The sequence below is a fragment of the Streptomyces sp. NPDC051664 genome, assembly GCF_044453545.1.
Lineage (GTDB): Bacteria > Actinomycetota > Actinomycetes > Streptomycetales > Streptomycetaceae > Streptomyces.
Window position 1 is genome coordinate 1 of sequence record NZ_JBITCU010000032.1, and the last position, 25,458, is coordinate 25,458.

Here is a 25,458-nt window from a genome sequence, read left to right on the forward strand (position 1 = left end):
GCTACGAGAAGCGCGCCTACATCTACCTCGGCACCGTCACCCTCGCAGCCCTCGTGATCTGGCTCCGAACATGATCCGAGAAACAGTGCCTAGTGAACATCGCAGCGTGTGCAGCACGAGCATCCCGTGCCTCGGCCTCAGTACCGCCAGCCGCTCCCTGGTCCGCAGGGTGACCTTCGCGACGGCGACGGTGCCGTGCCGCGCCAGCGCCTCGACAAGCAGCGCATAGGGCCGCTGCCCCGCCTCGCCATCCGCCCGACCCAGTACGGCTTGGAGTACAGCACGGGGTCGACGTCGCGCTCGCTGACGAACCCGAGGACGTCGACGGTCTTACGCGTCTGCAGAGGCAGTACCGCCCGGTCCTCATCGAGGAGGACGACCGTGCGGCCGTCGGGCCCCTCCCAGCCGTGCGCGATCTCCGACCGCGGCACCTCCCGGTCCTCCAGCTCGCACACCAGCCGGTGCCGGATACGGGCGCCGTCGCTCGCATGGACCTGGTGGAACCCGGGGCCGTGCTCCTCGGTCGCGGCGAAGAGGTGGACGGGGAGCGTGACCAGGCCGAACGAGACGTAACCCGACCACAGTGCCCTCATACGAACACCCTGCAGGCCGGGGCGGCCCAGCGCGCGGGGTACTGCTCCGGCCCAGTGATCACTGATACAACGCCAACGCGGTGTCGGGGCCGGGGGCGAGACGTCGTCCATTCGGCCCGCAGTGGTTGCTGTGGTGCGGAGGCGGGGGTGGGCTGTCAGTGCGCCTAGCCATAGTCACGGGCGCCATGAGGGGAGTCCCCCGCCGAACGAGTGGGGCGAGTCCCCCCGCCGACCTACAAGCAAACTTGGAGGGAACCAGAAGGACGAGCAGGCGCAGGGCCGGATCGAGCGTGCCGAGGGCAACGGGGCAGAGGCTCGCTACACCATCAAGAACGAGAAGAACCAGCGCGTGCCGCCTCGCGCACCGCCCGGTAGAACGCGGCCGCCATGCGCTGCTCCTCCTGAGAGCGGCGCAGGAAGTCGGCGTAGGAGTCGGCGGCGAGCGACTGCAAGGCCTCGGTGTGGAGCAGCGTCCACGTGAACCGGCCACCCACCGTCTTCGCGGCCTGCTGCGCCCCCTGCTCGTACAGCAGCGGCAGCTGGCGGGTGACGAACGCGCGGGCTTCGGCGTCTACGCGCTGCTGGAGTCGGTGATGGCGGCCTGGAACTCCGCGAGGCGGGCGACGACGTGCGGGGCGCGGCCCGACTCCGACAGGGCGGCCAGGACGGCGGCCTGCTGGTCGGCGAAGCGCTGCCAGGCGTCCCGCGGGTGTTCCAACGCACGCATCGCCCACGGCGGGCTGCCGGCCCTGGCCGACCGCAAGCGCAGCGGGCGCCCCGCACGGTCCCCCCGTGCAGGTCGCCGAGGCCAAGGCACTGGCCTGCCAACTCCCCACCGAGACCGGCGTGCCGCTCTCGCGCTGGTCGTGCCCAGAGTTGGCCGCCGAGCTGACCGCACGCGGGATCACCGACAGCATCTCGGCGTCCACGGTGCGCCGCTGGCTGCACCAGGACTCGAACAAGCCCTGGCAGTACCGGTCCTGGATCTTCATCCGCGACCCGAACTTCCGCGCCATGGCCCAGCGGGTCCTGGACTTGTACGCCCGTCCCTTCGACGGCGAACCGCTGGGCGAGGACGAGTACGTCATCTCCAGCGACGAGAAGACCTCCATTCAGGCGCGCTGCCGCTGCCACCCGACCCTGGCGCCGGGGCAGGCCCGGGCGATGCGCGTCAACCACGAATACGACCCGGCGGCGCGTTGGCCTACCTGGCCGCCTACGACGTCCATCAGGCGAAGGTCTTCGGCCGCTGCGAGCCGAAGACCGGCATCGTGCCCTTCATGAACCTGGTCACCCAGATCATGAGCACCGAGCCCTACGCCAGTGCCAGACGCGTCTTCTGGATCGTCGACAACGGCTCCTCCCACCGGGGGAAGAAAGCCATCGACCGCCTGACCACAGCGTTCCCGAACGCGATCATGGTCCACACCCCCGTCCACGCCTCCCGGACAAACCAGATCGAGATCTTCTTTTCCATCGTCCAACGCAAGGTCGTCTCGCCCAACGACTTCACCGACCTGACCCAGGTCCGGGACCGGCTCCGAGCATTCGAAGACCGCTACAACGCCACGACACAGCCGTTCCAGTGGAGGTTCACCACCTCCGACCAGAACGATCTGCTGGCCAGACTCGACCGGCACACACCCGCCGATCGACAGGAAGAATCCTCCGTCGCGCCGGCAGCTTGATCAACCCCCGAAGGTCTTCCGGAGCCGACCGATTAGTTCGGCGTTGACGAGGCCACTGACCACGTCCATAGCGGCGGCGGCCAGCAGGGCCGTGACGACTCGTCGACTGGACGGTTGCGAAGGCGACGACGTCGACGGCCTGGGTCGGCGTGAAGCCGATGAGAGGCTCCTGATCGACTTCGTCGGCGTGCTCGGCCTCGAAGATGGACCGGTCGCCGATGCCGGGCCCCATGACAGAGACCAGGACTGGCCGCTGGCCGTCGACACCCCCGGTGTCCGAGATGCCGAGGCTCTCCGCGTGAATGTTCAGGTCATACTCGCCAACCCGCTTCTCCTCAAACCGTGCCGAGGAGCGAATCAGAAGGTCACGGAGCCGCTGAATCACCGCGCCGGGGACGGCCTTCGCCAACTCGCTCACCAACACCGGTCCACCCATAGCTCGGAGCCTGACCAGCCGGGACCGTCCTCCTTACCTCATTACTCAGCGTGGCCGCGCACAGAAGTCGAGCCAGAGCCAGGACACGCGAACAGAGCCAGCCGTGCGGGTCAGACGCTGTTGCGCCTGTCGATGCTGTCCTGCCGAAGATGTTTCGTGTGGCGGGTGATGGCATCGATGCGGGTGGCCAGGTCGGGGTGGCCGGCTTCCAGGTGCGGCCCGGTGGCGGTCAGGGGGCCGACCAAGGCGGCGGCGTCGTTGTCGGCGAGAGCGTGATGGAGGTTGCCGAGGGGGGTGCGGGCCGCGGCCGGGAGGTCCGTGAGTGCCGTGATCTGGCCGGCGAGCCGCCGCAGATCGGCCGCGTTGCCACGCGCCCAGGCGCCGACACTCCGGTCGGCGGCACGCAGGTCACGGGTGGCCTTGACCCTCTGTTCTCCCGTCGTGCCGGAGCCACCGGGGCGCAGGCGCAGGTAGCGGCGTTCGGCGGCCTGGCGGCTGGCGACACCGAGAGGGTGGGCAAGGTCGGCCCAGTTGGCGCCCGCCTCCCGGGCCGCTTCGATCAGGCCCGTCTCCCAGGCTGCGAGCTCTTCGCGCACCTCGCGCAGCAGAAGAAGGGAGGCCAGGGCCTGGTCGGGGCCTGCCCCGCGGCCGGGCGATTCGCCGGGTTGTGCGGTGCGGGCGGCGCTGAGGACGTCGCGGATGGCGTCCAGGGCCCTCTCAGCAGCGACGAAGGAAGCCGGGCCGACGTTCGTGTTCGCGGACGGGCTGCGCTGGTCGGCTGTGGCCACGGCGATCTCCTGTCTGTCATCCTTTCGACGACACGCCACTTGTCATCGCATGGATGACATGCTACAAGGGAAATCAGGTGAAGCGCATTGGCAGGTACTGCCTGAACCAACTGGAGGTGTTTCGTGATGTTGATGCGCACCGACCCGTTCCGTGAGTTCGACCGGATCGCCCAGCAGCTGATGGGGCCAGGCACCTGGTCGAGGCCGTCCGCAATGCCGATGGACGCCTATCGCGACGGTGACGAGTACGTCGTCACCTTCGATCTCCCCGGCGTCTCCCCGGACGCGATCGACATCGATGTCGAGCGGAACATGCTGACCGTCAAGGCCGAGCGGCGGCCGGTCGAGAAGTCGGACAACGTACAGATGGAACTCTCCGAGCGGATGCTGGGTGTCTTCTCCCGCCAGGTCATGCTGGCCGACACCCTCGACACGGAGCACATCGAGGCCGACTACGACGCGGGTGTTCTGACCCTGCGCATCCCGATCGCCGAGCGCGCCAAGCCCCGCAAGATCGCCATCGGCGGGGAGGCCACGCGCAAGGAGATCAGCGGCTGAGTCACTCCCGTATCTCGGCGGTGGAGGGCGGGACGGATCTCCTCCCTCGCCCCGCCCTCCACGCTTCAGGAAAGGGGACAGCAAAAGTGACCCTCGAAGCGAAGACATTCCTGACCCGAGTCCAGGAACGCGGCACGTACGACACACCACAGGAAGCCGACCGGGCAGCCCGGGTCGTCCTGGCCCTGCTCGGCGCGCACCTCGTCGGCGAGGAGCGCGCCCAACTGGCCGCACGGCTTCCCGAAAACTACGCCCTGATCCTGCTCAACCCTTTGCAGGCCGCTGAACCGCTCTCCCCCGAGCGGTTCGTCCGCGCCACCGCGGCATGGATCGAGGGGGCGACCGAGGAGACCGCAAAGTGGGATGTCGGCGCCGTGCTCAGCACGACCGCTGACGCGGCGGGCGAGGACCTCATGAGCCGCATCCTGCTCCAGCTGCCGCCGGGCTACGACGAGCTCTGTGGCCACCCCCGGCCGGCCTCACCGCTCCAGGAGACGGGGCACCCCTGAACATCCCGCACCCTCACCGACCGGAACTGCGACGAGAGAGGACCTCTCCAGCAATGCTCCCCAAGACTGAACCACAGATGACGTACGACCAGCTGCTCGAGCGAGTGCGGTACGAAGGCGCGTACCCGACTCGCGAACGAGCAGAGAAAGTCACCCACGCCGTGCTCGCCGCGCTGGGCCGGCAGCTGACCGGCGACGAGCGCGTCGAACTCGCGTCCCGTCTGCCCGTCGAGGCCGGGCTCGTCTTCTCCGCCCAGACTCCCGGCGCCCAGCCCCTCACCGGCTGGGACTTCGTGGAAGACCTCGCCGCCCGCACCGGCGGAACACCCGCCACCGCACGCTGGGACACCGGCTCCGTCCTCGCCCCGGTCGCCCAGCTGGCAGGCCCCGACCTCCTCACCCGCATCCTGCTCCAGCTCCCTTCCGGGTTCGCGCTCCTGTTCGGCCGCGCCGAACTCGCACCCGCCGCCTGAGCGCGCCGTGTCCATCCGGCGCCCGGCGGGTATCGCCCGCCCCGCTGCGTGACAGACCGTGTGACCGACCACGTGTCCGTTCAGTTCCGTCACCCAGGCCGCGAAAGGGAAGGCTGCACCAGCCACTCGCTGGGACGCTCAGGCCAGTTCGCCGGATAGCCGTCACCATCATGGACCTCGGCGAGCACGTCGACGCACTCATCGAGATCAGACGCGTCGGGCCGCCGGATGCGGCAGGTCGGAGTTTCGTCGGCCGTAGGAGCACCCTGTCGATTCACCGGAGCATGACAGCACAACACGTCCGACCCCGCATGTCTGTGACCAGCATTTTCGCAACAGGCCCTAGCATGCTGACTGTGCGACCCACTCTCCCGAAGATCGAGGGCGGCCGGGTACAGGGCCTCCTGCAACTCATCGAGGACGGCATCCATCTCGTCGTCGCGGCGCTCCTCGTACTGCTCGCGGGGCTCCTTACCGTCGGGGTCGTCCACGACGTCATCAGGTCGATCCAGGGGCCGTACCGCGAGGATACGGTCGTTCTCTCCGCCTTGGACAACGGCCTTGTGCTGTTCATCGTGGCCGAGCTGCTCCACACCGTCCGCCTCACCATCAGGAACCAGACCCTCGACGCGGAGCCGTTCCTCGTCGTCGGCCTGATCGCCGGCATCCGCAAGGTGCTCATCGTGACGGCCGAGGCGGAGAAGTCCTTCCGGTGGAACGTCGAGGGGATCGAACTGCTCATCCTGGCGGGGCTGATCCTCGTGATGGCGACAGCGGCGTACGTATGGCGGCGCTCGACGCGGCCGGGAGACTACTTCCCGCTCCAGGAGGTGCGGCGCTCCCCGTCGCCAGCGCCGTCACCCACCCCGGGGCGCGGGTCCTGATCGTCATCTTCCGCCGCCACGGCCGCCCGCACCCGCTGCTCCTCGCGAGCGGAGCCGACATCCCGTTCCAGGGGTGTGCGGCTCACGGCCGTCGCGAGGTCCTCCAAGGCCCGCTTCTGTAGTTCCGCCTCGCGCCGCATCACCGGGCTCCGGTCCCCGGCGGCGGCGCCCTCCCACGCGTGGAGCGCGTCCTCCACGCGCCCCCAGTCCGGATTCCTGTGCTCGCGCACGTCGACTGCCGCCTGCGCGGTGTCCGCCTCCAGGGCCTCGGCAAGCCGCTCCGCCTCGGGGACGAAACGGCTGTCGTCCCGCGGGACGTGGCTCTCCATGAGCATCGCCGCCCGGCCGAACCCCTTGAGCGCCTCCTGCGCCTCCTCCGCCTCGCGCGACGTCAGGCCCCTGGGGCGGACCGGTTCCTGCCTTGCCCGATCGTAGGCCTCCTGCCAGGCGGCACGTGCCTCCCTGCTCGCCAGCAGTGCCCTGCGCATGTCGGCGCGATGCTCCCGGGTCGGTTCCGCGTAGCTGCGGAGCACCGCGGCCGCATAGCGGCCGTTGGCGGCGAGCCAGTCCGCAAGCCGGCCCGGCAGCCGGGGCGTCTCCCATGCCGGGAACACCACGTACGCCAGCATTGCCAGGGCCCCGCCGAGCAGCGTGAGCACCACCCGCTCCGGGACCGTCTGCTCCCATGCCTGGCCGCCCATGCCGAGCAGGAAGACGACGTACGCGGCAGTGAAGCACTGGGAGTAGGCGTAGCCGGTACGGATCAGCGTGTACGACAGGCCCGCCGAGACCACCGCCAGCGCGCCGAACACATGGGCGTCCGGGCCCAGGGCCCGCACCATCCCGGTGGCGAGCGCGACCCCCGCCAGGGTCCCGGCGAGACGGGCCACCGCACGCGCGTACGTCCGGTGGAAGTCCGGCCGCATCACCATCACCGAGGCGATGGGCGCCCAGTAGCCGTGGCCCAGGGGTAGCCGGTCGGCGATCAGATAGCCGAGCGTGGCCACCGCCGCCAGGCGGACGGCGTGCCGGAACACGGGCGAGTCCCGGCGGAGCTCACGGCGGACCGCCCGGACGACGACCGGTACCAGCCGGAACATTGTCGGGCGCACCAGGAACTGGGCGCCCGCGGGGCCGGGCTGCGTGGGCGTCTTCCCGCGCGCTCCGCTCCCGGCGGTCTCCACCGCCTCGCCGAGCAGTTCCACGAGCCGCTCGGCAGTCTGCCGGGCTGGCCCCTCCAGCACCTCGTGCTCCTCGTCGACGCGCAGGACGTCCGCGCTCCCGGGCGGCACCTCGACGGGAGCGCCGCGGCGGATCGAACGGGCGGCCGCATCCAGGACGTCGGCGGCCGCGTCGAGCAACTCCCGCGCGCGGTCCCGCCCGGGTCCCTCCGCCGGGGCGCCGACGTCCGGGTCGGCGAGCGCGGCGACGACCGGCCGAATGCGCTCGGCGAGGCCCCGGGGACCGTGGAGGACGGGGGGCCGGGTGCGGGCCTGTGATGGCGTCACGGCGGCCGCGTCCCGGGCCGTCATCAACGGCTCCGGGTCGAACGGGGCGGTCGGGTCGTGCCGCAGCCGGCGGGCGTAGTCCGCCACGGCGGCCAGGGCATCGGCGAGCGCGTCACGATGCGCCCCCCAACGGCGGATCGGGAACAGCAAGATCAGCACGGCCTGCGCCACGCCTCCAAGCGCGATGACCCCGGCGTGCTCCAGGGCTCGCCCGACGCTCGTGGGCAGGGTGATGGTCACCAGCATGCTGCCGACAGTCGTCGCTGCGACGATCCCAGCGGTCGATCCGACGGCCCACGCCATCCCCGCGGCAAAGGCCCATACGGTCAGCAGTGGGAGGAACGTCACCAGTCGCCCCGCCCCCAGGTAGCCCACGAAGGTGCTGAGCGCCAGACCCGCGCCCGCGCCGAGCGCGATCACCTTGCGTGGACGCCAGGTGCGCTGGAAGGTGGCCCCACCCGCGGAGTAGGCACCGAGGGCGGCGGACGCGGCGTACGCAGGGGAAACCAGCCACAGCGCCAGCCCGAGGACGATCGCCACCCCAGCAGCCGTGCGCAGCGCCAGCAGCGGCTCCAGCCGCGTCTCCTCGATCCTGAGGCCGGAGCGCACGACCTCCCCGAAGGCCCGCAGCCACGTCACGGGTGTGAGCCTAGCCGGAACGCCCTGCCGGGTCGCGTCGGCCTGGTTGAGCTGCGGGAGCCGTCGGGCAAGGAAGCCTCCGGCACGGGCCCAGGAACAGGCTGGTGGCCGCAGCCGCTGGGACGGGGTGCTACCACTGCGGACACCGTTGGGCGTCCACCGTCCGTCCTACCGGGCCGGAGCGCGGGCGATTGCCGCTGGTTCAGGTCCGACCGGAGCGCAGGCGATCGTCGCCCGTCCAGCCTCGGCCGGAGCCGGGCCGCCGTCCCGCCTGTGGCCGTTGCCGTGTCCGTTCGGATGCAGGACCACCTTGGTCCAGCCCTCGTCACGGGCGTCGAGGTGCTCGTAGGCTGTGGGGGCCTCGTCCATGCTGAGTTCGTGGGAGACGACGAAACTCGGCGTTGCCTTCTCGCCGGCGATCAGATCCCGCAGCGCCCGGTTGTACTTCTTCACCGGCGCCTGTTGACGACCTCTGCCGGCTTCTGCTCGGCGGTGTTGATCGGGATGGCCCCGATCAACACCGCCTTGCGCAGCCGGTCGGGCTGGTGGTCGGCTACCCAGACGCGGCCGGCGCTCTTGAGGAGGGCTGAAATAGGCCGCCATCAGTCCGACGGGACCGGCCCCGAAGACGATCGTCTGGTCGCCCGGTTTGACGTGGGCCATCTCGGTGGCGTGATAGCCGGTGGGGAAGATGTCGGCGAGCATCACATAGTCGGTCTGCCGGTCGGCGGCGTCCTCGCCAAGACGCAGCGCGTTGAAGTCGCCGTAGGGCACGCGCAGCAGTTCCGCCTGGCCGCCCTGGTAGGGGCCCATGTCGGCGAATCCGTAGGCGGCTCCGGCGAGGGCCGGTTCCGGCTGCATGGTCAGGCAGTAGTTGGTCAGACCCCGCTCGCACTGCTTGCAGAAGCCGCAGGCGATGTTGAAGGGCAGGACCACATACTGGCCGACCTGGACCTTGCGGACGGCCGAGCCGACCTCCACGACCTGGCCCAGGTTCTCGTGCCCCAGGGTGCGGCCAGACTCGAACGAGGTGCGGCCTTCGTACATGTGCAGGTCCGAACCCCCGCAGGTAGCAGCACCCATGCGGCGGCGAGGTCCCACGCCGGATCACCGGCGCACATGCCACCGAAGTCGACGATGCCCGAGAGCGTTCCGTCCGAGACGACGACGTTCGCAGGATGGAGGTCGCCATGCACCCACACCGGCGGGCCCTCCCACGTCTGGGCCGCAACCGCGTCGTCCCAGACGGCCCGCACGTCGGCAGCGATGTCGTCGGGGGCAACGGCCTGGAAGAAGTTCTCGAAGCCGTCCGGGCAGTTCCTGGGATGGGCACCGCGGTCCGTAGCGATCGGCGCCTCGGCGGGCGCCTCCACATGGAGCACCCGGAGGAAACCCGCCAGCGTGTCGGCCGCGTGGGCGCCGCGGCTGATCGAGCCGTGGTCCAGCGGCTCGCCGGGAACCCACGTCATCACGGTCCAGTGCTTGGGGAAGCGCTCGGACGGTTCACCGAACCGCACCGGAGCCGGCACCGGGAGAGGCAGGCCCGGGGCCAGCACGGGTAGCCACCGCCGCTCCTTGAGCTGGAGCTCCGGGGTGGGGTCCATGCGCTGCATGCGCACGGCCAACTCATCCCCGAGGCGCCACATTTGGTTGCCCCAGCCGCCCGGCACCTCGCGGATGGCCAGCCCTGCAAGGTCTGGATGTTGCTCCTGCAGCACAGTTCAGAGAAGGGGTGCTGTCCCAGGCCGTCTCGTACCTGTCCTGGCTGGAGTCGGCGCACCACGAGTTCGAGGCGCTCGTCCGGAAGATGCTGGGCGCGGAGGCCGCCGAGTCGATCGACTGGCGGCGTCCGCGGATGGTCTGCATCGCGGCCGGCTTCTCCCCCCACGACCGTGTAGCCGTGCAGCGCCCGAGCGCATCGACCTGGTGCGCTGGCCTGCTGGGCCTGTTGCTCGTCGACTCCTCGCCCGGCTTCCCGACCGCCGCTTCGTCCCGGCGAAATCGGGAGCGGGACACGGCGGTCGGCAGCGTGCCGGCGGCACCGATGGCTCCTCCGCCGGCGGGTGTCGGCCTTGTGCCGGAGTGTCTGCGGGATCTGTACGCGGAGCTGGATGACGCGCTCACGGTTTGGGGCGAGGTCGAGGTGGCGCCGCTGCGGCACTACCCTTGAACGAGCAGATCGCCGAGATCGACAAGCTCATCGCGGTTGCCTTCGGCGCGCTTGCGCTCGTAGAAGCGACGGGAGACAGTCGAGGCCGGCCGGGTGATCCCTTCAACGCCAACCCGGCCAGGCCCTCCTCGCGCCGCCAGTTGTCGGCAACAACAAAGCGGCCGTAGTGCCTGCCCGGACGGCGCGAGAGCGGACAGCAGGTTCCCACCTGCAGTTGCTTCGGCAGGCCCGTTTCACGTGCCTGCCGAAGCGGCACGGTCCGCTGCGAAGTTGGCAGTGGCGAGAAGTTCGCCCTGCCCGCTCCCTTCTCTGGCAAGCGTGTCTTCGAAGGCGCTCAGACTCGCAGCGGTCAGAGCCTGCTTCGTCAGCTCGATCGCCCGGCGGGGCCGAGCGCTCAACCAGTGAGCCACCGCTTGCACATGGGCGTCCAGGTCCGCCCCGGGCACAGCCCGGGCGACCAGGCCAATCGCCTGGGCCTCGGCCCCGCAAACAGCTTTTCCGAGAAGAGCCAGCTCGGCGGCCCGGGCCCGCCCGACCGTCGCGGCCACCAGGGCGCTGGACCCGCCGTCAGGCATGAGCCCTAGTGAGGTGAGGGGCATCACGAAGTGGGCTTCGCGAGCGACGTACGTGAGGTCCGCCGCGCAGGCCAGGGCGACGCCGTACCCGATTGCGGGTCCGTTGACGGCGGCCACCACCGGGATCGGTGAGGAGACGATGGCCCGGATCAGCGCGTTGGCCGCCTCCATGACGGTCTCGGGCGGCCGGCCGGCGACGGCCACCAGGTCACCGCCGGCGCAGAATGCAGTGCCAGCTCCGGTCAGCACGATCACGCGGATGTCGGGGTCCGTGTGGGCATCCCCGATGACCCGGGCCATTTCCACCATGCTGTCCGGATCGAGCGCGTTCCTGCGCTCAGGCCGACTGATCACGATGCGGAGTACGTGGCCCTCGCGGGTGAGTCGGAATCCGGCGCCACCCCCGTCCTCCTCGCTCCAGTCGGCGCGGTGGTCCACCCGCCCGGCCGCGGTGCTCATGGCGCGTCCTGCATCCTGGGCAGGTCGGCAAGGGAGAGATGACCCAGGGCCACGACGTCGGGGAGCATCTGCCCGATGCGATCGAAGCCTTCGCCGACCGTCTCGCCGCGGGTGTGGCGATAGTGGATTCCCTCGCATATCGCCGCGAACTTGTACTGGACGAATGCGAGGTACCAGGGGAGTTCGTCCAGCTCACGGCCGGTTCCGGCGGCATAGCGCGCCATGAGCCGATCCCTGCCGGGGAATGCCTCATGACCCGAGGGCGGTGCGGCGATCACACGCTGCAGGTCCTTCAGACCGTCCCAGAACACCAGCGCGTTGGCGAGGTCGACCAGCGGATCGCCCAGCGTGGCCATCTCCCAGTCGAGCACCGCCGCCACCCTGCCCAGGTCGTCGGCGTCGATGATGACGTTGTCGAGCCGGTAGTCGCCGTGCACGATGGCAGCGGTTCGCCCAGCGCGGCAGCGACACCGCCGCCCTCCACCGCGACCTCGCCTCGCTCACCCCGCGCGAACTGGAGGTCCTCGGCCTGCTGGCCAGAGGGCTGAGCAACGCCGAACTCGCCCCCCGCCTCCACCTGGCCGAGGCGACCGTCAAGACGCACGTCGCCCGCATCCTCGCCAAGCTCGGACTCCGTGACCGTGTCCAGGCCGTCATCGTCGCCTACGAGACAGGGCTGATCAGCGCCGGCGCACGCGAGGCCGCCCAGCAGCCCACCGAGCAGACGTAGACCGAAGCCGAGACTTGGGATCAGCAGCCGGAGCTGCGCCTGTCCCGGTAGTTCCTGTGGGCGAATGCGAACCCGACGATCGACGCGCCGTACGTGTCGGTGTACTGCCGGTCGACCTCCTCACGTAGCGGTCAGGCCTGGAGGTGGGCCAGGACTGCGTTGTGGGCTGCTGCCACGGCGTGGCGGGAGTCGTCGGTGTGATCCGCTGCGTCGAAGCCGTGGTGGCCGGCCGGGACGTCAATGGTCTCGATCCGGGCGTCGACGGTCTTGGCGGCGGCCAGGAAATCCTCGACGGTGGCCGCGAACTCGGCGTGTTCCAGGCCGGCCCGGGTGAGGACGATCGGCAGCTCCCCGGCCGTCCGCACCGCGGCCACGGGTCGGAACCGCGCGTCCACCGCGCTCCAGCCGGGGAGCGGCGCGAGGACCGGGTAGTTCGCGGCGACGCAGCGCAGCCACGGTGGCGGCGCGGCGAGCCAGTCGGCGGAGAGCAGCCCGCCGGCGGAGAAGAACCACAGGGCGATGCGGTCGGCGTCCACCCGAGGGTCGGCCCGGACCAGTTCGACGGCCGCGGCAATGTCCTCGGCGGCCTGCGCGTAGTCAGTGAGGGCGTACAGGGCGTGGTCGACGGTCACGCCGACGACGCCCCGGCTCGCCGCGTACCGGGCGTGGCCGGTGTAGACCGGCCAGTCCCGCGGCGTGGGCCGCAGCTCGGCAGCTACGGGGCCGCCGTGAACGAACACGACGGCGGGCCGGGGCCCGTCCGCGTCCGGCAGATGGAGGTCGACCGAACCGACCCGCTCGCACGGCCGCTCAGGGACGTCCAGCACGAACGGCTTGAGGTAGAAGGGCTGTTCGTCGCCGCTCGCGGTGATCCGGTGCCCCTCACCGGCGGCCGCCCGGAGCAGGACACTGGCCAGCTCGTCGGGGGCGGAGAGCATCGGCCAGTGCCCGGTGGCGAGTTCGAAGAAGCTGACCCGAGGGTCGGCAAGCGCCCGGAACTGCGGCGGCCCGCTCCGGACCAGCGTCTCGACCATGGCGATGGTCACCCCGCCGGCGGTGCAGAAGACGCCGGTGGTGGGCCATCCGGCGAGCGCCCCGGACAGCCGCAACGGCTGGACGAGGGTGCCGGACGGCTGCGGCGCGGCGTAGCCGTCCAGTTGGGCCAGCGCCTCAGCCGTGAGGCCCGCGGTGCTGCCCCAGCGATGCCACTCGTCGGGCTGCGGCACGGGGATCCGCCAGTCGTGCTCGGCCGGCCCGTCCTGGCGCAGCAGCCGCTCACGGACCTCCTGGTCCGGGACGAGCGCGAGGGCGGCGTCGCCGTCCTGCGGCAGGCCGGCGTCCAGGTGAACGACCCGGCTGATCCGCTCCGGACGGCGGTCGGCGGCTCCCAGCACCGGATGGATGGCGTAGTCGTGGCCGACCAGCACCAGCTCCGGCGCGTCGAGGTGGTCGATCAGCTGCACCACGTCCTTGATGTGCGTCTCCAGGTCGGTGCCCGGCCCGGCCAGGTGGCGGCGCTCCCCGAGGCCGGTGAGGGTCAGCGGGTGTACCTCCGCCCCAGAACCGCGCAACCGTTCGACGGTCTTCCGCCAGATCCAGCCACCGGTGAAAGGTCCGGAAACCAATACGAACGCCGTCATGATCGCCTCCTTGCGTGCCGCGGTCCGCGCGGCCGTCCGTATCGGTCGTCCGCGCTCGCAGGTACGGTAGGAACTCCCCCTGAGGGAGGTTCAAGTCTTGTCCCCTGACGGAATGTGGAGCATCGGCGAGCTCGCCGAGCAGGCGGGCGTCACGGTGAAGACCGTCCGCTTCTACTCCGACCGCGGTCTGCTGCCCGAGGCCTCCCGCAGTTCCGGTGGGCACCGGCGGTACGGGCCCGACGCGTTGGAAAGGCTGCGGCTGATCCGCTCGCTGCGCACCCTCGATCTGCCGGTGCCGGAGGTGGGCCGGGTGCTCGACCACGGCGACGGTCTGGCGGACGCCCTGGAGGACGCCATCGACGGACAGCTGCGCGAGCTCGGCTCCCAACTGGCCGCGCTGCGCTGGCGGGAGGCCGCCCTGCAGCTGATCCGGGACTGCCCGGCCGAGGAGCGCGCCGACCGCCTGCGGCTGGTCGGCAGGGTGTCCACCCCGCCCAGTACGGCGCCGCTGGCGCGCTTCTGGCGGGGGGCGCTGCCCGTGCGGCTGTCGTCCCGGCTGGTCTCCTCGATCCTCGAGTACGCGGTGCCGCAGCCGCCGGCGGATCCGACGCCGGCCCAGGTGCTGACCTTCGCCCGGTTGTACGCCATCGCCACCGCGCCCTGCCCGGCCATCGACCCCCGCCGGCCGGCGGGCAACCGGACCGACGAGGTCCGCCGCCCCGACGTGCTGTACGACGGCCTCTTCGATGCGTACACGCTGGCGGCGGCTGAGCTGAAGACGAACCGGGCACCGGAGCGGGGGCAGGCACTCGACTGCTTCGTCTCGGCCCACGCCGACTCGCGGGGCCTGCGGGACAGCCCGGAGTTCCGCCGCAGGCTCAGCGGGCTGCTGGCGCTGGCCGCCGATCCGATGGTCGACCGGTACTGGGAGCTGACCGGCGAGCTGACCGGTTCGCCGGAACCGACACTCGGGGCGGCCCACGAGTGGATGCGGGCCTCGCTGGAGACCGACGTCGCCGCAGCGGCCGGCTGAGCGGGGCGCGTCCGCTCAGCCGGCCGCTCTGAAGGTCGGTATGGAGGCCACCGCCCGGGTGCAGTCGACGCGCCTGCGCATCGATCGTGCCTGAGCGGGCCGGGCGGCAGTCTCCAACCACTTCACCAATTCACCGAGTCACCCAGTCACCCAGTCACCGAGTAGGAGTGGGCGCCGGCTCCGGCCAGGGCTCCTCCATCGACGATCTGGTACTCGTCACGGATCGGACGGCCCGCAAACCAGGACTCCAGGATCTCTCGGGTACCGGCCGCGTACCGGGCCTGCGCGGAGAGCGAGGACCCGGAGATGTGCGGGGTCATGCCGTGGTGCGGCATCGTGCGCCAGGGGTGGTCGGCGGGGGCCGGCTGCGGGTACCAGACGTCGCCCGCGTAACCCGCCAACTGTCCGCTGCGCAGGGCACGTTCGACGGCGTCCCGGTCGACGATGCGCGCCCGTGCCGTGTTGATCAGATACGCGCCACGCTTCATCGTGGCCAACAGTTCGTCGCCGAACAGCCCCTCGGTCTCGGGGTGCAACGGCGCATTGACCGTGACGACGTCGCAGTGGGGCACCATGTCCGCCGCGCTCTCGTGGAAGACCAGCCCCAGCTCCCGCTCGACGTCCTCGGGCAGCCGGTACCGGTCGGTGTAGTGCAGCTTGACGTCGAAGGGAGCGAGGCGGCGCAGTACGGCCAGCCCGATGCGTCCGGCGGCGACGGTGCCGACATGCATGCCCTCCAGGTCGTACGACCGGGCCACGCAGTCCGCGATGTTCCACCCGCCGTCCAGGACCACCTGATGGGAGGGCAAGTAGTTCCGTACGAGCGACAGCGTCATCATCACCACGTGCTCGGCGACGCTGATGCTGTTGCTGTACGTCACCTCGGCGACCGTCACACCGTGCGCGATCGCCGCGTCGAGGTCGACGTGGTCGGATCCGATCCCCGCGGTGATCGCGAGCTTGAGGTTCTTGGCGGCGGCGATGCGTTCCGGAGTCAGGTACGCGGGCCAGAACGGCTGCGAGATCACGACATCGGCGTCGGGCAGCTCCCGATCGAAGACCGAACCGGCGCCGTCCTTGTCGGAGGTGACGACGAGGGTGTGCCCGGCCTTCTCCAGAAAGCCACGCAGACCGAGTTCGCCGGAGACACTGCCGAGCAGACGACCGGGCGTGAAGTCGATCGCCTCGGGGGTCGGAGTGGTCTGGCCGCTGGGGTAGTGGTCGATGGCGGGGAGATCGTCACGGGCGTACGAGGTCGGATATCCGTCGGCGGGGTCGTCATACAGGACGCAGAGCACCTTGGCCATGGTCACGGCTCCTCAACTGCATTGCCAGTAGGTGGAGTTCACGATCCTCGGGGTCGCACGCCCTGGTCAAAGCGAACCTCGCTATGCCCGTATAGCCGACGGCTATCACCGTCGGCCACCGGCCGCCCGCCCGTCGTCATCCGTGTCCGCCGAGGTAGGTGCGAAGGAGCTCGTCCAGCGCCTGTCGTACGTCAGCCGCCCGGGCCACCGTCAGCAGGGCCGCGGCGAGAACCGAGGGCGGGTCGTCGGGGCCGGTGACCAGCCCGACCCGTGGTCCGTGCGCGGGCCCCTCCAGCGGAACCACCCGCATGCCGTCCGGCACCCCGAACATGTGCAGCCACGCGTGCGAGATCACGCTCGACCAGCGGCCACCGGGCAGGTGCGCGTACAGCCCGGCGACGCTGTCCGACTCGATCGCCGGCGCGGCGGTGGCGCCGTCGGCGGCGAAGCACTCGTCGATGATGCGACGGTTGCGCATACGCGGGCCGAGCAGGCACAGCGGCAGCGCGGCGGCCTGCGCCCAGCGGGCCGTGGCCGCGGTGGAGAGCGGGCCGTCGACGGGAGTGAGCAGGACGTACCGCTCCTCGTACAGGGGCTGCCGGCGCAGACCGCCACCCCGGGTGTCGTCGTCGAGGTACGTCATCGCCGCGTCCAGCTCGAACTCGGCCAGCCCGTGCGTGATCTCGGCCGAGGACAGCGACTCGATGCTCACCCTGGCCCGCGGGTGACGCTCGCAGAAGGGGTTCGTGAGGAGGGAGGCGGTGGGCAGGGCGGTCGGGACCACGCCGAGGCGCAGGGTGCCGGACAGGCCGTCCCGCAACGCCGACAACTCCTGCCGCAGCCCGTCCCGTTCGGCGAGGAGGCGGTGCGCCCACGCCAGCACCACCTCACCTTCCGGCGTCAGCCCCTCGTACCGTCGCCCCCGGCGCACGATCGGCACGCCGAGTTCGTGTTCGAGACGGCGGATCGCGGCGGACAGCGACGGCTGGGAGACATAGCAGGCGGCCGCCGCGCGGACGAAGTGGCGCTCGCGGGCGAGAGCGACCAGGTATTCCAGCTGACGCAGCAGCATGCACGACCTCCGAGGGAGACTGCGGGGCAGGGCCTAGGGTTTCGGTGTGCCGATGTACAGCATTGGGCAGGCCGCGCGCCTGCTGGGGGTGAGTCCGGAGACCGTGCGCCGGTGGGCGGACGGTGGTCGGCTGCCGATGGGGCGTGACGGCTCGGGGAACCGGGTGATCGACGGGGTGGGGCTGGCCCGGTTCGCGAAGGAGCGTGCTCCCGGCGATGTGCACGGTGACCCCGGCGACGCGCCGCCCACCTCTGTGCGCAACGCGTTCACGGGCATCGTCACCGCCCTGGCGGTGGACGATGTCGTGGCCCGGGTCGAGATCCAGGCCGGGCCCCACCGGGTGGTGTCGCTCGTGACCCGCGAGGCGGTCGAGGAACTGGACCTCGCGGTCGGCGTCACGGTCACCGCGCGAGTGAAGTCGACGAGCGTGCACGTCGATCGCCGGCGGCGGGCGAGTCCGTAGTCGGCGGGGTCGGGGTACCCCGGCACAGCAGAGCGGTCCACAGGTCGAGGCGGTCGGCGAGGCTGGACAGGTTCCGGCCGGTGAAGTGCTCGATGCGCTGGACGCGGTAGTGGACGGTGTTGACGTGCAGATGCAGGGCCTCGGCCGTGCGCGCCCACGATCCGTCGCAGGCGAGGAAGGCCCGCAGGGTCTCAAGCATCAGGGCTGCGGACGCGTTCCCGGTGTCGAGAAGCGGGCCGAGGACGGTTCGGCTGAAGGCGGCGCGGACCTCGGCCGGGACGCCGGTCAGGAGGGCGCCGAGGCTGGTGAGGGTCGTGGCATCGGTGAGGAGTGAGGCGTCCGGGGCAGTGCTGCGGGCCGAGTCGAGGGCGTAACGGGCCTGCGCCAGCGCCCCGGCAAGTTGCTGGGGGCCCGCAGCCGGTGATCCCGTCCCACTGTGCAGCGGTACAGCCGGATCGCACGCGGCGACGAGCGCCCATGCCTCGGAGAGCGTGACCGGCACGGCATCCTGTGGAACGTCGGACTCGGAGAGGACCGCGAACGCGGTGCCGTCCGGAAGTCGCCCCAGGGCTGCGGCGCCGGCCCCTGCAAGGGCCACCGCCTCCGCGAGAGCTCCTTCCGCCGGTCCCGGCTGCCGCACACCGGCGTCCGCGGTGATCACTCGGTACGGGCCCTCGGCCGGGAGCCCGCAGCTCCGCAACGCAGCTGCCACGGCGGCGTTCTCGGCCTCGCCGTCGGGACCGGTACCGGTCCCGGCTCCGATGAGCAGTACACCGAGTTCGTCCGCCGCCTGCTGAGCGGCGGCCCGGCGGTGGGCGATCAGCTTCTGGCAGCGGCCCAGAATCGCGGCCACCTCGTGCAGCAGGCGCGGCGGTGCGACCTCGGGATCGGGCAGGTACAGGTACCAGCGCCCGTACGAGGAGGCGGCGTCCGCGTCGACGGGGACCGTCGCGCCGTCGGCGTCTGCCCGTAGTAGCGACGCCGCTTCGGGCGCGGTCAGGACGGGCGCGCCCTCCGTGGCCGCGACCGTACGGCCGGCGGGGGTGAGGACGTGGGCCTCGGCCGGGCGTCGGAGGTGAGCGAAGGCGGTCGTGAGGATCGTGTCCGGGCCGGCGTTCTGGGCGAGGAGGCGGTTGAGTCGGCCGCGTACGTACTCCGGCAGCGCGTGGTGGCGGCTCAGTTCGCCCCACCGCTGAAGGTAGACCGTGTCGGTTACGGCGCGGAACATCACGCGTGGCGGGACGGCCGCCACGGGGATGCCATGCCGCATGCACGCCTCGATCAGTTCATCTGGGACGCAGCCATGTGTCTCCTCCCCGGCCAGCAGGACGGCGGCGTCCGCGTCCCGGAGCGCGGAGACGAAGCGTTCGGCCTTGTCCTGACCGCCCTCCGCCGCCCACCACACCAGTCCGCTGAGCACGACCTCGCCCGACCGTACGAAACGGGCGGGGTCCTCCAGGTCGGTGACGGTCACCCCGGTGATCTCCCGCCGCAGCAGCGTGTCCTCAACCCACAACAGGCGCAGGCCGAGGCTCTCGTCCTCCAGCAGGTGTTCGACGTGCATGTGCTCCGGCTCCTCGTAACGGCTGCCGGATACGCCCCTCAAGGGCGTCCAGGAGTCTGACATCGGCATCTCACATTCACCAGGTGCCTGCGAGTCATTGCATCGTAAGTGCCAGGTGATGCGAGCGGAATGGCTCTTGGTTGATCCTCCAGAATGCATGCGGGAAACGTCGGCGTTTCCGTGTGGTGAACCAGTCGTGCGGGCCCTGATCTCGTTGCTTCACTGATGGTCATGGACCTGAACACGGTGGTGGACATACGGGACGCCCGATTGCCCGCGCCCTGGCGGCCGGGCGACGCCTGGCTGGGCGGTGGTACGTATCTCTTCTCCGAGCAGCAGCCGCACCTGCGGCGTCTGGTGGACCTGAGCCTGACCGGCTGGACACCGGTGGAGCTGCTGCCGGACGGCTCGCTCGAGATCGCTGCGACCTGCACGGTCGCCCAGTTGTCCCGCTTCGCGAAGGGACTCGCGGCAGAGGCGGCCCCGTTGTTCGAGCAGTGCTGCCGGGCGTTTCTGGCCTCCTTCAAGATCTGGAACATGGCCACGGTCGGCGGCAATCTCTGCAACGCCCTCCCGGCCGGCCCGATGATCTCCCTCACGGCAGCGCTCGACGGGGAGTGCCTTCTGCTGGCCCAGGACGGCGTACGGCGCCGGGTGCACGTCGCCGAATTCGTCACCGGCGCCGGGCGCAAGGACCTCGCCGAGGGCGAGCTGCTGCGATCCGTCACCCTGCCCGCCCGCGCGCTGGGCTGCCGCACGGCGTTCCGACAGGCGTCGCTGTACGGGCTGGGACGGTCCGGAGTGCTGGTCATCGGCACGCTGGACCCGGCCGACTGCTCGCTGACCGTCACCGTCACCGCCGCCACGGTCCGTCCGGTACGGCTGTGGTTCCCGCTGCCCCCGACGCCCCAGTCCCTGCACGCGACCATCGAGGCGGCCGTCACCGACGGCGAGTGGTTCGACGACATCCACGGGCTGCCGGAGTGGCGGCGGCACATGACGTTCCGGTTCGCGGAGGAGATCCGCCAAGAGCTCGAAGAGGTGACGCGGTGAGAATCGATGTCAACGGCCGTGCGCACGCGGAGGAGCCGCGCCCGGGCCAGTGTCTGCGCACCTATCTGCGCGAGCGAGGCTGGTTCGGCGTGAAGAAGGGGTGCGACGCCGGCGACTGTGGCGCCTGTACGGTCCATGTGGACGGCGAGCCCGTGCACAGCTGCCTCTACCCGGCCTTCCGCGCCAACGGCCGCCGTGTCTCCACGGTTGAGGGTCTAGCCTCCCCCGGTGGCGAACTCCATTCTGTACAGCGGAAGTTCCTGGATGCACAGGGCTTCCAGTGCGGCTTCTGCACGGCCGGGTTCCTGATGACGACGGCAGCTCTGGACGAGGATCAACTGGCCGATCTGCCCCGGGCGTTCAAGGGCAGTCTGTGCCGCTGCACGGGTTACCGGGCCATCGAGGACGCGGTACGCGGGGTGTGCCACGTCGAGTCGCCCGAGGCCGGTGAGAGCGTCGGCCGCAACCTGCCCGCCCCCGCCGGCCCCCAGGTCGTGACCGGAACCGCCCGCTATACCTTCGACCTCGACGTCCCCGGCCTGCTGCACATGAAGCTACTGCGCTCCCCGCACGCCCACGCCCGCATCGTCGACGTCGACACCTCCGCCGCCCTGCGCGTCCCCGGCGTCCACGCCGTGTTCACCCACCACGACGCCCCCGAACGGCACTTCTCCACCGCACGCCACGAACATCCCGAGGAGGACCCGGCCGACACCCGCGTCCTGGACGACACTGTCCGCTACGTAGGTCAGCGCGTCGCCGCCGTCGTGGCGGACAGCGAGGCCGCCGCCGAGGAGGGCTGCCGGCGGATCGAGGTGACGTACGAGGTACTGCCCGCCGTCCTCGACCCCCAGGAGGCGATGCGGCCGGGCGCGCCTGTCGTCCACGACAAGGACGCGGCGACGGCCCGCATCTCCCGGCCGCTCGCCAACGTCGTCGGCGAGGCGCACGGCGAGATCGGCGACGTCGAGGCAGGTTTCTCCGAGGCCGACGCCGTGTACGAGGAGACCTTCCGCACCCAGCGCGTCCAGCACGCCAGCCTGGAGACGCACGGTGCCGTGGCCTGGTTCGACGAGGACGAGCGGCTGGTCGTCCGCTCCAGCACGCAGACCCCGTTCCTGACCCGCCGCGCCCTGTGCGCCCTCTACGACCTGCCCCACGACAAAGTCCGGGTCGTCGCGGGCCGAGTCGGCGGCGGCTTCGGCGGCAAGCAGGAGATGCTCGTCGAGGACGTAGTGGCTCTGGCCGTCCTGCGACTGCGCCGCCCGGTGAAGCTGGAGTACACCCGCGCCGAGCAGTTCTACGGCGCCACCACCCGGCACCCCTTCACCATCGGCGTGAAGATCGGTGCCCGCCGCGACGGCACACTGACCGCCCTGCAACTGCGCGTCGTGTCCAACACGGGTGCGTACGGCAACCACGGCCCGGCAGTGATGTTCCACAGCATCGGCGAGTCGACGGCCGTCTACCGCGCTCCGCACAAGAAGGTCGACGCCTACTCCGTCTATACCCACACCGTCCCGGCCGGTGCCTTCCGCGGCTACGGCCTGGGCCAGGTGATGTTCGCCGTCGAGTCCGCGCTCGACGAACTCGCCCGCCGACTCGGTCTGGAACCACTGGAGTTCAAAGCGAAGAACATCATCGGCCCGGGCGAGCCCATGCTGTCCCCCGGCGGCGAAGAAGAAGACCTCCACATCGCCAGCTACGGCCTCGACCAGTGCCTCGGCATCGTCCGACGTGCCCGGACCGAACCGGTCACCGGACCCGTCCCCGACGGCTGGCTGGTCGGCGAGGGCGCCGCACTTGCGATGATCGCGACCGGCCCGCCCGGCGGCCACATCGCCGACGCCCGCGCGGCCCTGCTGCCGGACGGCAGCTTCGACCTCGCTGTCGGCACCGCGGAGTTCGGCAACGGTACGACCACTGTGCACCGGCAGATCGCGGCGGGGGAACTCGCCACCACCGTCGAGCGGATCACCGTCCGTCAGTCCGACACGGACGTCATACGCCACGACACCGGAGCCTTCGCCTCCACTGGCGTGGTGGTCGCGGGCAAGGCCACCCTGCGGGCCTCCCGCACCCTGGCCGACCTGCTCCTGGACTTTGCCGCTGCCCACCTGCGCGTGCCGCGCGCCGACTGCCAACTGACAGAGGAGGCCGTGCTGCACCCGGGCGGACGTCTCCCCTTGAAGGAACTGCACGCGGCCGGGCGCGCCGTCGGGGTCGAGTTCGCCGCCGACGGCCACTTCGGCGGCACCCCACGCTCGGTCGCCTTCAACGCACAATGGTTCCGGGTGGCCGTCGACCCCGGAACCGGCGAGATCCGCATCCTGCGCAGCGTGCACGCGGCCGACGCGGGCAAGGTCATGAACCCGATGCAATGCCGAGGCCAGGTCGAGGGCGGCGTCGCCCAAGCGCTCGGCGCGACCCTCTTCGAGAACGTCCGCATCGACGAACACGGCGCGGTGGACACGGCCGCCTTCCGCCGCTACCGGCTCCCCCAGTACGCGGACATCCCGCGCACCGAGGTCCACTTCATGGAAACGGCGGACGCGATCGGCCCCCTGGGCGCCAAGTCGATGAGCGAGAGCCCCTTCAACCCGGTCGCCCCCGCCTTCGCCAACGCCCTACGGGACGCGACCGGCATCCGCTTCACCGACCTCCCCCTGACCCGCGACCGCGTCTGGCTCGCCCTCCACAGAGCCGGTTGACGGATCAACCCGGGGTGAGCAACTCCTCGTACAAGCCGCCGAACTCCCGTGCGCGGTCGACGAGATGGATCTCCAGGATCCAGTGGCAGCGGCGCCCGGCCTTGTCGGTGCGCCGCCCCAGGGTGTCGTTGGCAGGAGCAACGTACGAGCACCGTCGGCGCGTTCGCACCCAGCTCCCGCGCCGACGTCGACCACCGTGCGAGCGTCGCCGAGGGCGGCGTGCACCAGGGCGGCGATCCGCGGGTCGGTGCGGCGGCCGCGGCTGCAACCGGCGCCGACCCGGCTGTGGTCCATGTCGCCCATCGCGTGCGGCATGCGGTCTTCCTCTCGGCTCATGCTCAGGAATGTTCCGCCCACACGTCAGCGGACGCGCACGGCGCGGGCCAGAAAGTGGCGGGAGGCGACCTCGTAGCAGTCCAGGGACCATCCGGCGGCGTTCAGCGCGGGCCGTAGGTTCTCCTCGGCCAGCGGGTCGTCCGGGTCGAGCGGGCGGCCGTGGCGGGCAGCCCGCTCGGCGCGGCCGGAGGGGTGGAAGAGCAGGAGCACTCCTCCCAGGGCGGTCACCCTGGCCCACTCGCGCAGCGCCGCCGCCGGGTCGGACATGTGGTTGATCAAGCCGGCGCTGAAGATGCCGTCCACCGCCCCGGCGGCCAGGGGCAGTCGGCAGGCGTCTGCCATCAGCAGCCCGGCGAGGTCCGCGCGGCCCTCCTTGGCCGTGGCGGTGAGCATCGCCGGGGTGAGTTCCACACCGAGGACCAGGCCCTCGGCGCCGACTTCCGCACGCAGTGCCGGCAGCGCGCGCCCGCTGCCGCAGCCGACGTCCAGGGTCCGTCGGCCCGGGCGGAGCCCCATCCGGGCGACGGCCGCCGCGTACCGGGGGCCGTCGGCGGCGAAGCGCTCCTCCCACGTCGCCGCCCTCGGCGTGAAGAACGTCCGGGTCGCGCTGCGCGCCGCACGGGCTGTGACCAGTGCCGCGAAGTGTTCGAAGAAGGCGTCGCGGTGCGGGGCGAGAGCCGCCAGGTGCCCGGGGGCGGACGCGACGAGGTCCGGGGCGGTGGCGGCTTCATCGGGGAAGGCCGCGGCGAAGGCGTCCACGGCCGCCTTGTCGACCTCCAGATGGAACTGCAGGCCCCACGCCGAGCCGCCGATCCGGAACGCCTGAACCGGGTACCGGTCGCAGGAGGCGAGGAGCGTCGCCCCAGTGGGCAGGTCCATGGTGTCGCCGTGCCAGTGCAGGACGCGCAGGCGTCCGGGGACATCGGCGAACAGCGGATCGGTATGCGCGGCCGGGGCAACTCGTACGTCACCCCAGCCGATCTGCGGTCCCGAACCGGGGCGAGCCCTGCCACCCGCCGCCTCCGCGAGAAACTGGGCACCGAGGCAGACGCCGAGCACGGGAACCTCCGCTTCCAGCGCCGCCCGCAGCAGGGCCAGCTCCGCCGTACGGCCGGGAACCTCGCACGCCGACGCGGGCCCGCCCATCACCACCAGGGCGGCGGCGTCGCCGAGCGAGTCGGGCACCGGATCCCCCGCCCAGGTCCGGCACGTCCGCACCGGCAGCCCGGCTGCCTCCAGCGCCGTACCGATGACGTACGGGCCTTCCTGCGGCGCGTGTTCGACGACCAGGACGTCCGCGGTGGGAGTCGGGTTCACTCGGTTCCTCCCGTCACGTCCACGCGGGGTAGCCACCGTCCACGCGGATCGCGTCGATCCTGCTGATGTGCCGTGCTCCGCAGCGGTCCTGGGGCAGGACGAGCTGGGGGCCGTCGCGGTCGAGCGGGGTGCCGTCGATGGTGACCGCGAGCAGTACAGGTGCGCGGCCGAAGTCGGGGTCGATCTCCCCCCAGGACAGCAGCGCGTGGTGGCCGTCCCTGCCGGACACCGCGATCAGGAAGCGCAGGCGGTCCTTGCGGCGGGCGGGGTCGAATCCGGGTCCTGCGGCCGCGAGGACGTCGTGCAGCAGCGGTCCGGTCGCCGGGTGCAACCTGCCCAACTGCCCGCGGGCGAGCATCGTGCAGGCGTCGGAGCGCGACTTCCGGGTTGCGCTGGTGAAAGACGCGGTCTCGCAGGTGACGGACTCGGCCCTGTCCGAACTCGCGGGCATCGGCGTCGAGATCCTCGATACCACCGCGCTCGAAGAACGGCTTGCCGAGGACGTCCAGTCGGACTGACAACCCGGCACCGGACAGCGGCTCCGGGACGGAACGGTGTTCCCGGAGCCGCTGCCTCGGACTCAGGGCGATCACCGCTGCCATTGGTGGGCGTGCGGTACGACTGCGCTGTACGTCTACGGCAACTCGGGGGTCCTGCCGCTCCGGCGAGGACTCCCGCGATAGATCACCCAGAGGCTGACCAGAACCAGGAGCGCTCCGCCGATTGGCCAGCCCACGGACCCACCGTCGCGGTAGTCCCTGATGCCACCCGCAAGAAGGAGGGCGGACGGGATCAGCCCTGCCCAGTCGAGGGCTCTGCTCAATCTCGTGGCAGTCGAAGAGTCGTGCACAGCGTGATCCTGACAGGCGATTGCGCCCTCCACCAGATGAATATGTGAAGTCAAGGCTCGGTCAGTAGCCGAACCAGTCACGCCGCTCTTCTGACCTGCAAC

The 25,458-nt window shown here is 71.0% G+C and carries 27 protein-coding genes and 5 pseudogenes; 14 read left to right on the forward strand and 18 right to left on the reverse strand.

Features of this window, described 5'->3' with window-relative positions:
- Positions 1–36: 36 nt before the first annotated feature.
- The 4 genes from ACIA8E_RS34550 to ACIA8E_RS34565 all read right to left on the reverse strand — a co-directional run bounded on the left by ACIA8E_RS34550 (position 37) and on the right by ACIA8E_RS34565 (position 1,320).
- Positions 37–222, reverse strand: coding sequence for a Ku protein (locus ACIA8E_RS34550; protein WP_399304339.1), 186 nt, complete (start codon positions 220–222; stop codon positions 37–39).
- The gene (locus tag ACIA8E_RS34555; protein ID WP_399304209.1) at positions 138–593 is read right to left on the reverse strand and encodes a Ku protein; all 456 of its coding nucleotides are present in this window, start codon (positions 591–593) and stop codon (positions 138–140) included. The genes ACIA8E_RS34550 and ACIA8E_RS34555 overlap by 85 nt, the downstream gene beginning before the upstream one ends.
- A gap of 326 nt (positions 594–919) precedes the next feature.
- Positions 920–1,087: a hypothetical protein gene (locus ACIA8E_RS34560; protein WP_399304211.1), complete on the reverse strand. Its 168-nt coding sequence runs from the start codon at positions 1,085–1,087 to the stop codon at positions 920–922.
- A gap of 77 nt (positions 1,088–1,164) precedes the next feature.
- Positions 1,165–1,320 (reverse strand): hypothetical protein, encoded by a 156-nt coding sequence (locus ACIA8E_RS34565; protein WP_399304213.1) that lies wholly within the window; start codon positions 1,318–1,320, stop codon positions 1,165–1,167.
- A 65-nt stretch (positions 1,321–1,385) separates the two neighbouring features.
- On the opposite strand from ACIA8E_RS34565, the gene ACIA8E_RS34570 reads away from it, so the two are divergent.
- The gene (locus ACIA8E_RS34570; RefSeq protein WP_399304215.1) at positions 1,386–1,877 is read left to right on the forward strand and encodes a hypothetical protein; all 492 of its coding nucleotides are present in this window, start codon (positions 1,386–1,388) and stop codon (positions 1,875–1,877) included.
- The gene (locus ACIA8E_RS34575) at positions 1,793–2,281 is read left to right on the forward strand and encodes a transposase (RefSeq protein WP_399304217.1); all 489 of its coding nucleotides are present in this window, start codon (positions 1,793–1,795) and stop codon (positions 2,279–2,281) included. Before ACIA8E_RS34570 ends, ACIA8E_RS34575 begins: the two co-directional genes overlap by 85 nt.
- On the opposite strand, the gene ACIA8E_RS34580 is transcribed toward ACIA8E_RS34575, so the two are convergent.
- Together ACIA8E_RS34580 and ACIA8E_RS34585 are read right to left on the reverse strand one after the other, a co-directional pair.
- A complete protein-coding gene (locus ACIA8E_RS34580; protein ID WP_399304219.1) occupies positions 2,187–2,717 on the reverse strand; it encodes a DUF6368 family protein in 531 nt (176 codons plus the stop codon). The two genes, ACIA8E_RS34575 and ACIA8E_RS34580, sit on opposite strands and share 95 nt — an antisense overlap.
- A gap of 110 nt (positions 2,718–2,827) precedes the next feature.
- A complete protein-coding gene (locus ACIA8E_RS34585) occupies positions 2,828–3,505 on the reverse strand; it encodes a type III effector protein (protein ID WP_399304221.1) in 678 nt (225 codons plus the stop codon).
- Between the two features lie 126 nt (positions 3,506–3,631).
- Here ACIA8E_RS34585 and ACIA8E_RS34590 point away from each other — a divergent pair, with 126 nt between their 5' ends.
- The 4 genes from ACIA8E_RS34590 (at position 3,632) to ACIA8E_RS34605 (ending at position 5,929) form a co-directional block, all read left to right on the forward strand.
- Positions 3,632–4,063 (forward strand): Hsp20/alpha crystallin family protein, encoded by a 432-nt coding sequence (locus ACIA8E_RS34590; RefSeq protein ID WP_383373669.1) that lies wholly within the window; start codon positions 3,632–3,634, stop codon positions 4,061–4,063.
- 86 nt (positions 4,064–4,149) lie between these two features.
- Positions 4,150–4,572: a DUF2267 domain-containing protein gene (locus ACIA8E_RS34595; RefSeq protein ID WP_383979465.1), complete on the forward strand. Its 423-nt coding sequence runs from the start codon at positions 4,150–4,152 to the stop codon at positions 4,570–4,572.
- A 53-nt stretch (positions 4,573–4,625) separates the two neighbouring features.
- Positions 4,626–5,045, forward strand: coding sequence for a DUF2267 domain-containing protein (locus ACIA8E_RS34600; protein ID WP_399304223.1), 420 nt, complete (start codon positions 4,626–4,628; stop codon positions 5,043–5,045).
- Positions 5,046–5,392: 347 nt separating this feature from the next.
- Complete coding sequence (locus ACIA8E_RS34605; protein ID WP_399304225.1) at positions 5,393–5,929, forward strand: phosphate-starvation-inducible PsiE family protein; 537 nt, start codon at positions 5,393–5,395, stop codon at positions 5,927–5,929.
- Here ACIA8E_RS34605 and ACIA8E_RS34610 read toward each other — a convergent pair.
- From ACIA8E_RS34610 to ACIA8E_RS34620, 3 genes and pseudogenes are all read right to left on the reverse strand, one after another.
- The gene (locus ACIA8E_RS34610; protein WP_399304227.1) at positions 5,857–8,076 is read right to left on the reverse strand and encodes an FUSC family protein; all 2,220 of its coding nucleotides are present in this window, start codon (positions 8,074–8,076) and stop codon (positions 5,857–5,859) included. The two genes, ACIA8E_RS34605 and ACIA8E_RS34610, sit on opposite strands and share 73 nt — an antisense overlap.
- Before the next feature lie 267 nt (positions 8,077–8,343).
- Positions 8,344–9,159, reverse strand: a pseudogene (locus tag ACIA8E_RS34615) (alcohol dehydrogenase catalytic domain-containing protein); the annotation flags it as partial.
- Positions 9,138–9,695, reverse strand: a pseudogene (locus ACIA8E_RS34620) (phosphotransferase); the annotation flags it as partial. The pseudogenes ACIA8E_RS34615 and ACIA8E_RS34620, both read right to left, overlap by 22 nt.
- A 113-nt stretch (positions 9,696–9,808) precedes the next feature.
- Here ACIA8E_RS34620 and ACIA8E_RS34625 point away from each other — a divergent pair.
- Together ACIA8E_RS34625 and ACIA8E_RS34630 are read left to right on the forward strand one after the other, a co-directional pair.
- Positions 9,809–10,246, forward strand: coding sequence for a hypothetical protein (locus tag ACIA8E_RS34625; protein WP_399304229.1), 438 nt, complete (start codon positions 9,809–9,811; stop codon positions 10,244–10,246).
- Positions 10,243–10,413 carry a hypothetical protein gene (locus ACIA8E_RS34630; RefSeq protein WP_399304231.1) on the forward strand — a complete coding sequence of 57 codons (171 nt, stop codon included), beginning with the start codon at positions 10,243–10,245 and terminating at the stop codon, positions 10,411–10,413. Before ACIA8E_RS34625 ends, ACIA8E_RS34630 begins: the two co-directional genes overlap by 4 nt.
- A gap of 66 nt (positions 10,414–10,479) precedes the next feature.
- Here the strand turns inward: ACIA8E_RS34630 and ACIA8E_RS34635 are convergent, their stop codons facing one another.
- Positions 10,480–11,280 carry an enoyl-CoA hydratase-related protein gene (locus ACIA8E_RS34635; protein WP_399304233.1) on the reverse strand — a complete coding sequence of 267 codons (801 nt, stop codon included), beginning with the start codon at positions 11,278–11,280 and terminating at the stop codon, positions 10,480–10,482.
- Positions 11,277–11,717 (reverse strand): phosphotransferase, encoded by a 441-nt coding sequence (locus tag ACIA8E_RS34640; RefSeq protein WP_399304235.1) that lies wholly within the window; start codon positions 11,715–11,717, stop codon positions 11,277–11,279. Before ACIA8E_RS34640 ends, ACIA8E_RS34635 begins: the two co-directional genes overlap by 4 nt.
- Positions 11,718–11,722: 5 nt before the next feature.
- On the opposite strand from ACIA8E_RS34640, the pseudogene ACIA8E_RS34645 reads away from it, so the two are divergent.
- Positions 11,723–12,010, forward strand: a pseudogene (locus ACIA8E_RS34645) (response regulator transcription factor); the annotation flags it as partial.
- A 131-nt stretch (positions 12,011–12,141) separates the two neighbouring features.
- Here the strand turns inward: ACIA8E_RS34645 and ACIA8E_RS34650 are convergent.
- Positions 12,142–13,650, reverse strand: a complete 1,509-nt coding sequence (locus ACIA8E_RS34650) for an alpha/beta fold hydrolase (RefSeq protein ID WP_399304237.1) — start codon at positions 13,648–13,650, stop codon at positions 12,142–12,144.
- Positions 13,651–13,747: 97 nt separating this feature from the next.
- Here ACIA8E_RS34650 and ACIA8E_RS34655 point away from each other — a divergent pair, with 97 nt between their 5' ends.
- A complete protein-coding gene (locus tag ACIA8E_RS34655) occupies positions 13,748–14,683 on the forward strand; it encodes a MerR family transcriptional regulator (RefSeq protein WP_399304239.1) in 936 nt (311 codons plus the stop codon).
- Positions 14,684–14,829: 146 nt separating this feature from the next.
- On the opposite strand, the gene ACIA8E_RS34660 is transcribed toward ACIA8E_RS34655, so the two are convergent.
- Together ACIA8E_RS34660 and ACIA8E_RS34665 are read right to left on the reverse strand one after the other, a co-directional pair.
- Positions 14,830–15,990 (reverse strand): NAD-dependent formate dehydrogenase, encoded by a 1,161-nt coding sequence (locus ACIA8E_RS34660; protein WP_399304241.1) that lies wholly within the window; start codon positions 15,988–15,990, stop codon positions 14,830–14,832.
- A 136-nt stretch (positions 15,991–16,126) separates the two neighbouring features.
- Positions 16,127–17,062, reverse strand: a complete 936-nt coding sequence (locus ACIA8E_RS34665) for a LysR substrate-binding domain-containing protein (RefSeq protein WP_399304243.1) — start codon at positions 17,060–17,062, stop codon at positions 16,127–16,129.
- Positions 17,063–17,108: 46 nt separating this feature from the next.
- Between ACIA8E_RS34665 and ACIA8E_RS34670 the strand changes: the two genes are divergently transcribed.
- Entirely contained in the window at positions 17,109–17,525 is a 417-nt protein-coding gene (locus tag ACIA8E_RS34670) for a molybdopterin-binding protein (RefSeq protein WP_399304245.1), read from the forward strand.
- Here ACIA8E_RS34670 and ACIA8E_RS34675 read toward each other — a convergent pair.
- Positions 17,464–19,089, reverse strand: coding sequence for a PucR family transcriptional regulator (locus tag ACIA8E_RS34675; RefSeq protein WP_399304247.1), 1,626 nt, complete (start codon positions 19,087–19,089; stop codon positions 17,464–17,466). The two genes, ACIA8E_RS34670 and ACIA8E_RS34675, sit on opposite strands and share 62 nt — an antisense overlap.
- A gap of 231 nt (positions 19,090–19,320) precedes the next feature.
- On the opposite strand from ACIA8E_RS34675, the gene ACIA8E_RS34680 reads away from it, so the two are divergent.
- Positions 19,321–20,142, forward strand: a complete 822-nt coding sequence (locus ACIA8E_RS34680) for an FAD binding domain-containing protein (protein WP_399304249.1) — start codon at positions 19,321–19,323, stop codon at positions 20,140–20,142.
- Positions 20,139–22,853 carry a molybdopterin-dependent oxidoreductase gene (locus tag ACIA8E_RS34685; RefSeq protein ID WP_399304251.1) on the forward strand — a complete coding sequence of 905 codons (2,715 nt, stop codon included), beginning with the start codon at positions 20,139–20,141 and terminating at the stop codon, positions 22,851–22,853. The genes ACIA8E_RS34680 and ACIA8E_RS34685 overlap by 4 nt, the downstream gene beginning before the upstream one ends.
- 4 nt (positions 22,854–22,857) lie before the next feature.
- On the opposite strand, the pseudogene ACIA8E_RS34690 reads toward ACIA8E_RS34685, so the two are convergent.
- From ACIA8E_RS34690 to ACIA8E_RS34700, 3 genes and pseudogenes are all read right to left on the reverse strand, one after another.
- Positions 22,858–23,001 (reverse strand): annotated as a pseudogene (locus ACIA8E_RS34690) (aminopeptidase); the annotation flags it as partial.
- Between the two features lie 212 nt (positions 23,002–23,213).
- The gene (locus ACIA8E_RS34695) at positions 23,214–24,506 is read right to left on the reverse strand and encodes a methyltransferase domain-containing protein (RefSeq protein ID WP_399304253.1); all 1,293 of its coding nucleotides are present in this window, start codon (positions 24,504–24,506) and stop codon (positions 23,214–23,216) included.
- A gap of 13 nt (positions 24,507–24,519) precedes the next feature.
- Positions 24,520–24,834: pseudogene (locus ACIA8E_RS34700) on the reverse strand (hypothetical protein); the annotation flags it as partial.
- A 31-nt stretch (positions 24,835–24,865) separates the two neighbouring features.
- Here ACIA8E_RS34700 and ACIA8E_RS34705 point away from each other — a divergent pair.
- Positions 24,866–25,024, forward strand: coding sequence for a hypothetical protein (locus ACIA8E_RS34705; RefSeq protein WP_399304255.1), 159 nt, complete (start codon positions 24,866–24,868; stop codon positions 25,022–25,024).
- Positions 25,025–25,458 lie beyond the last annotated feature (434 nt).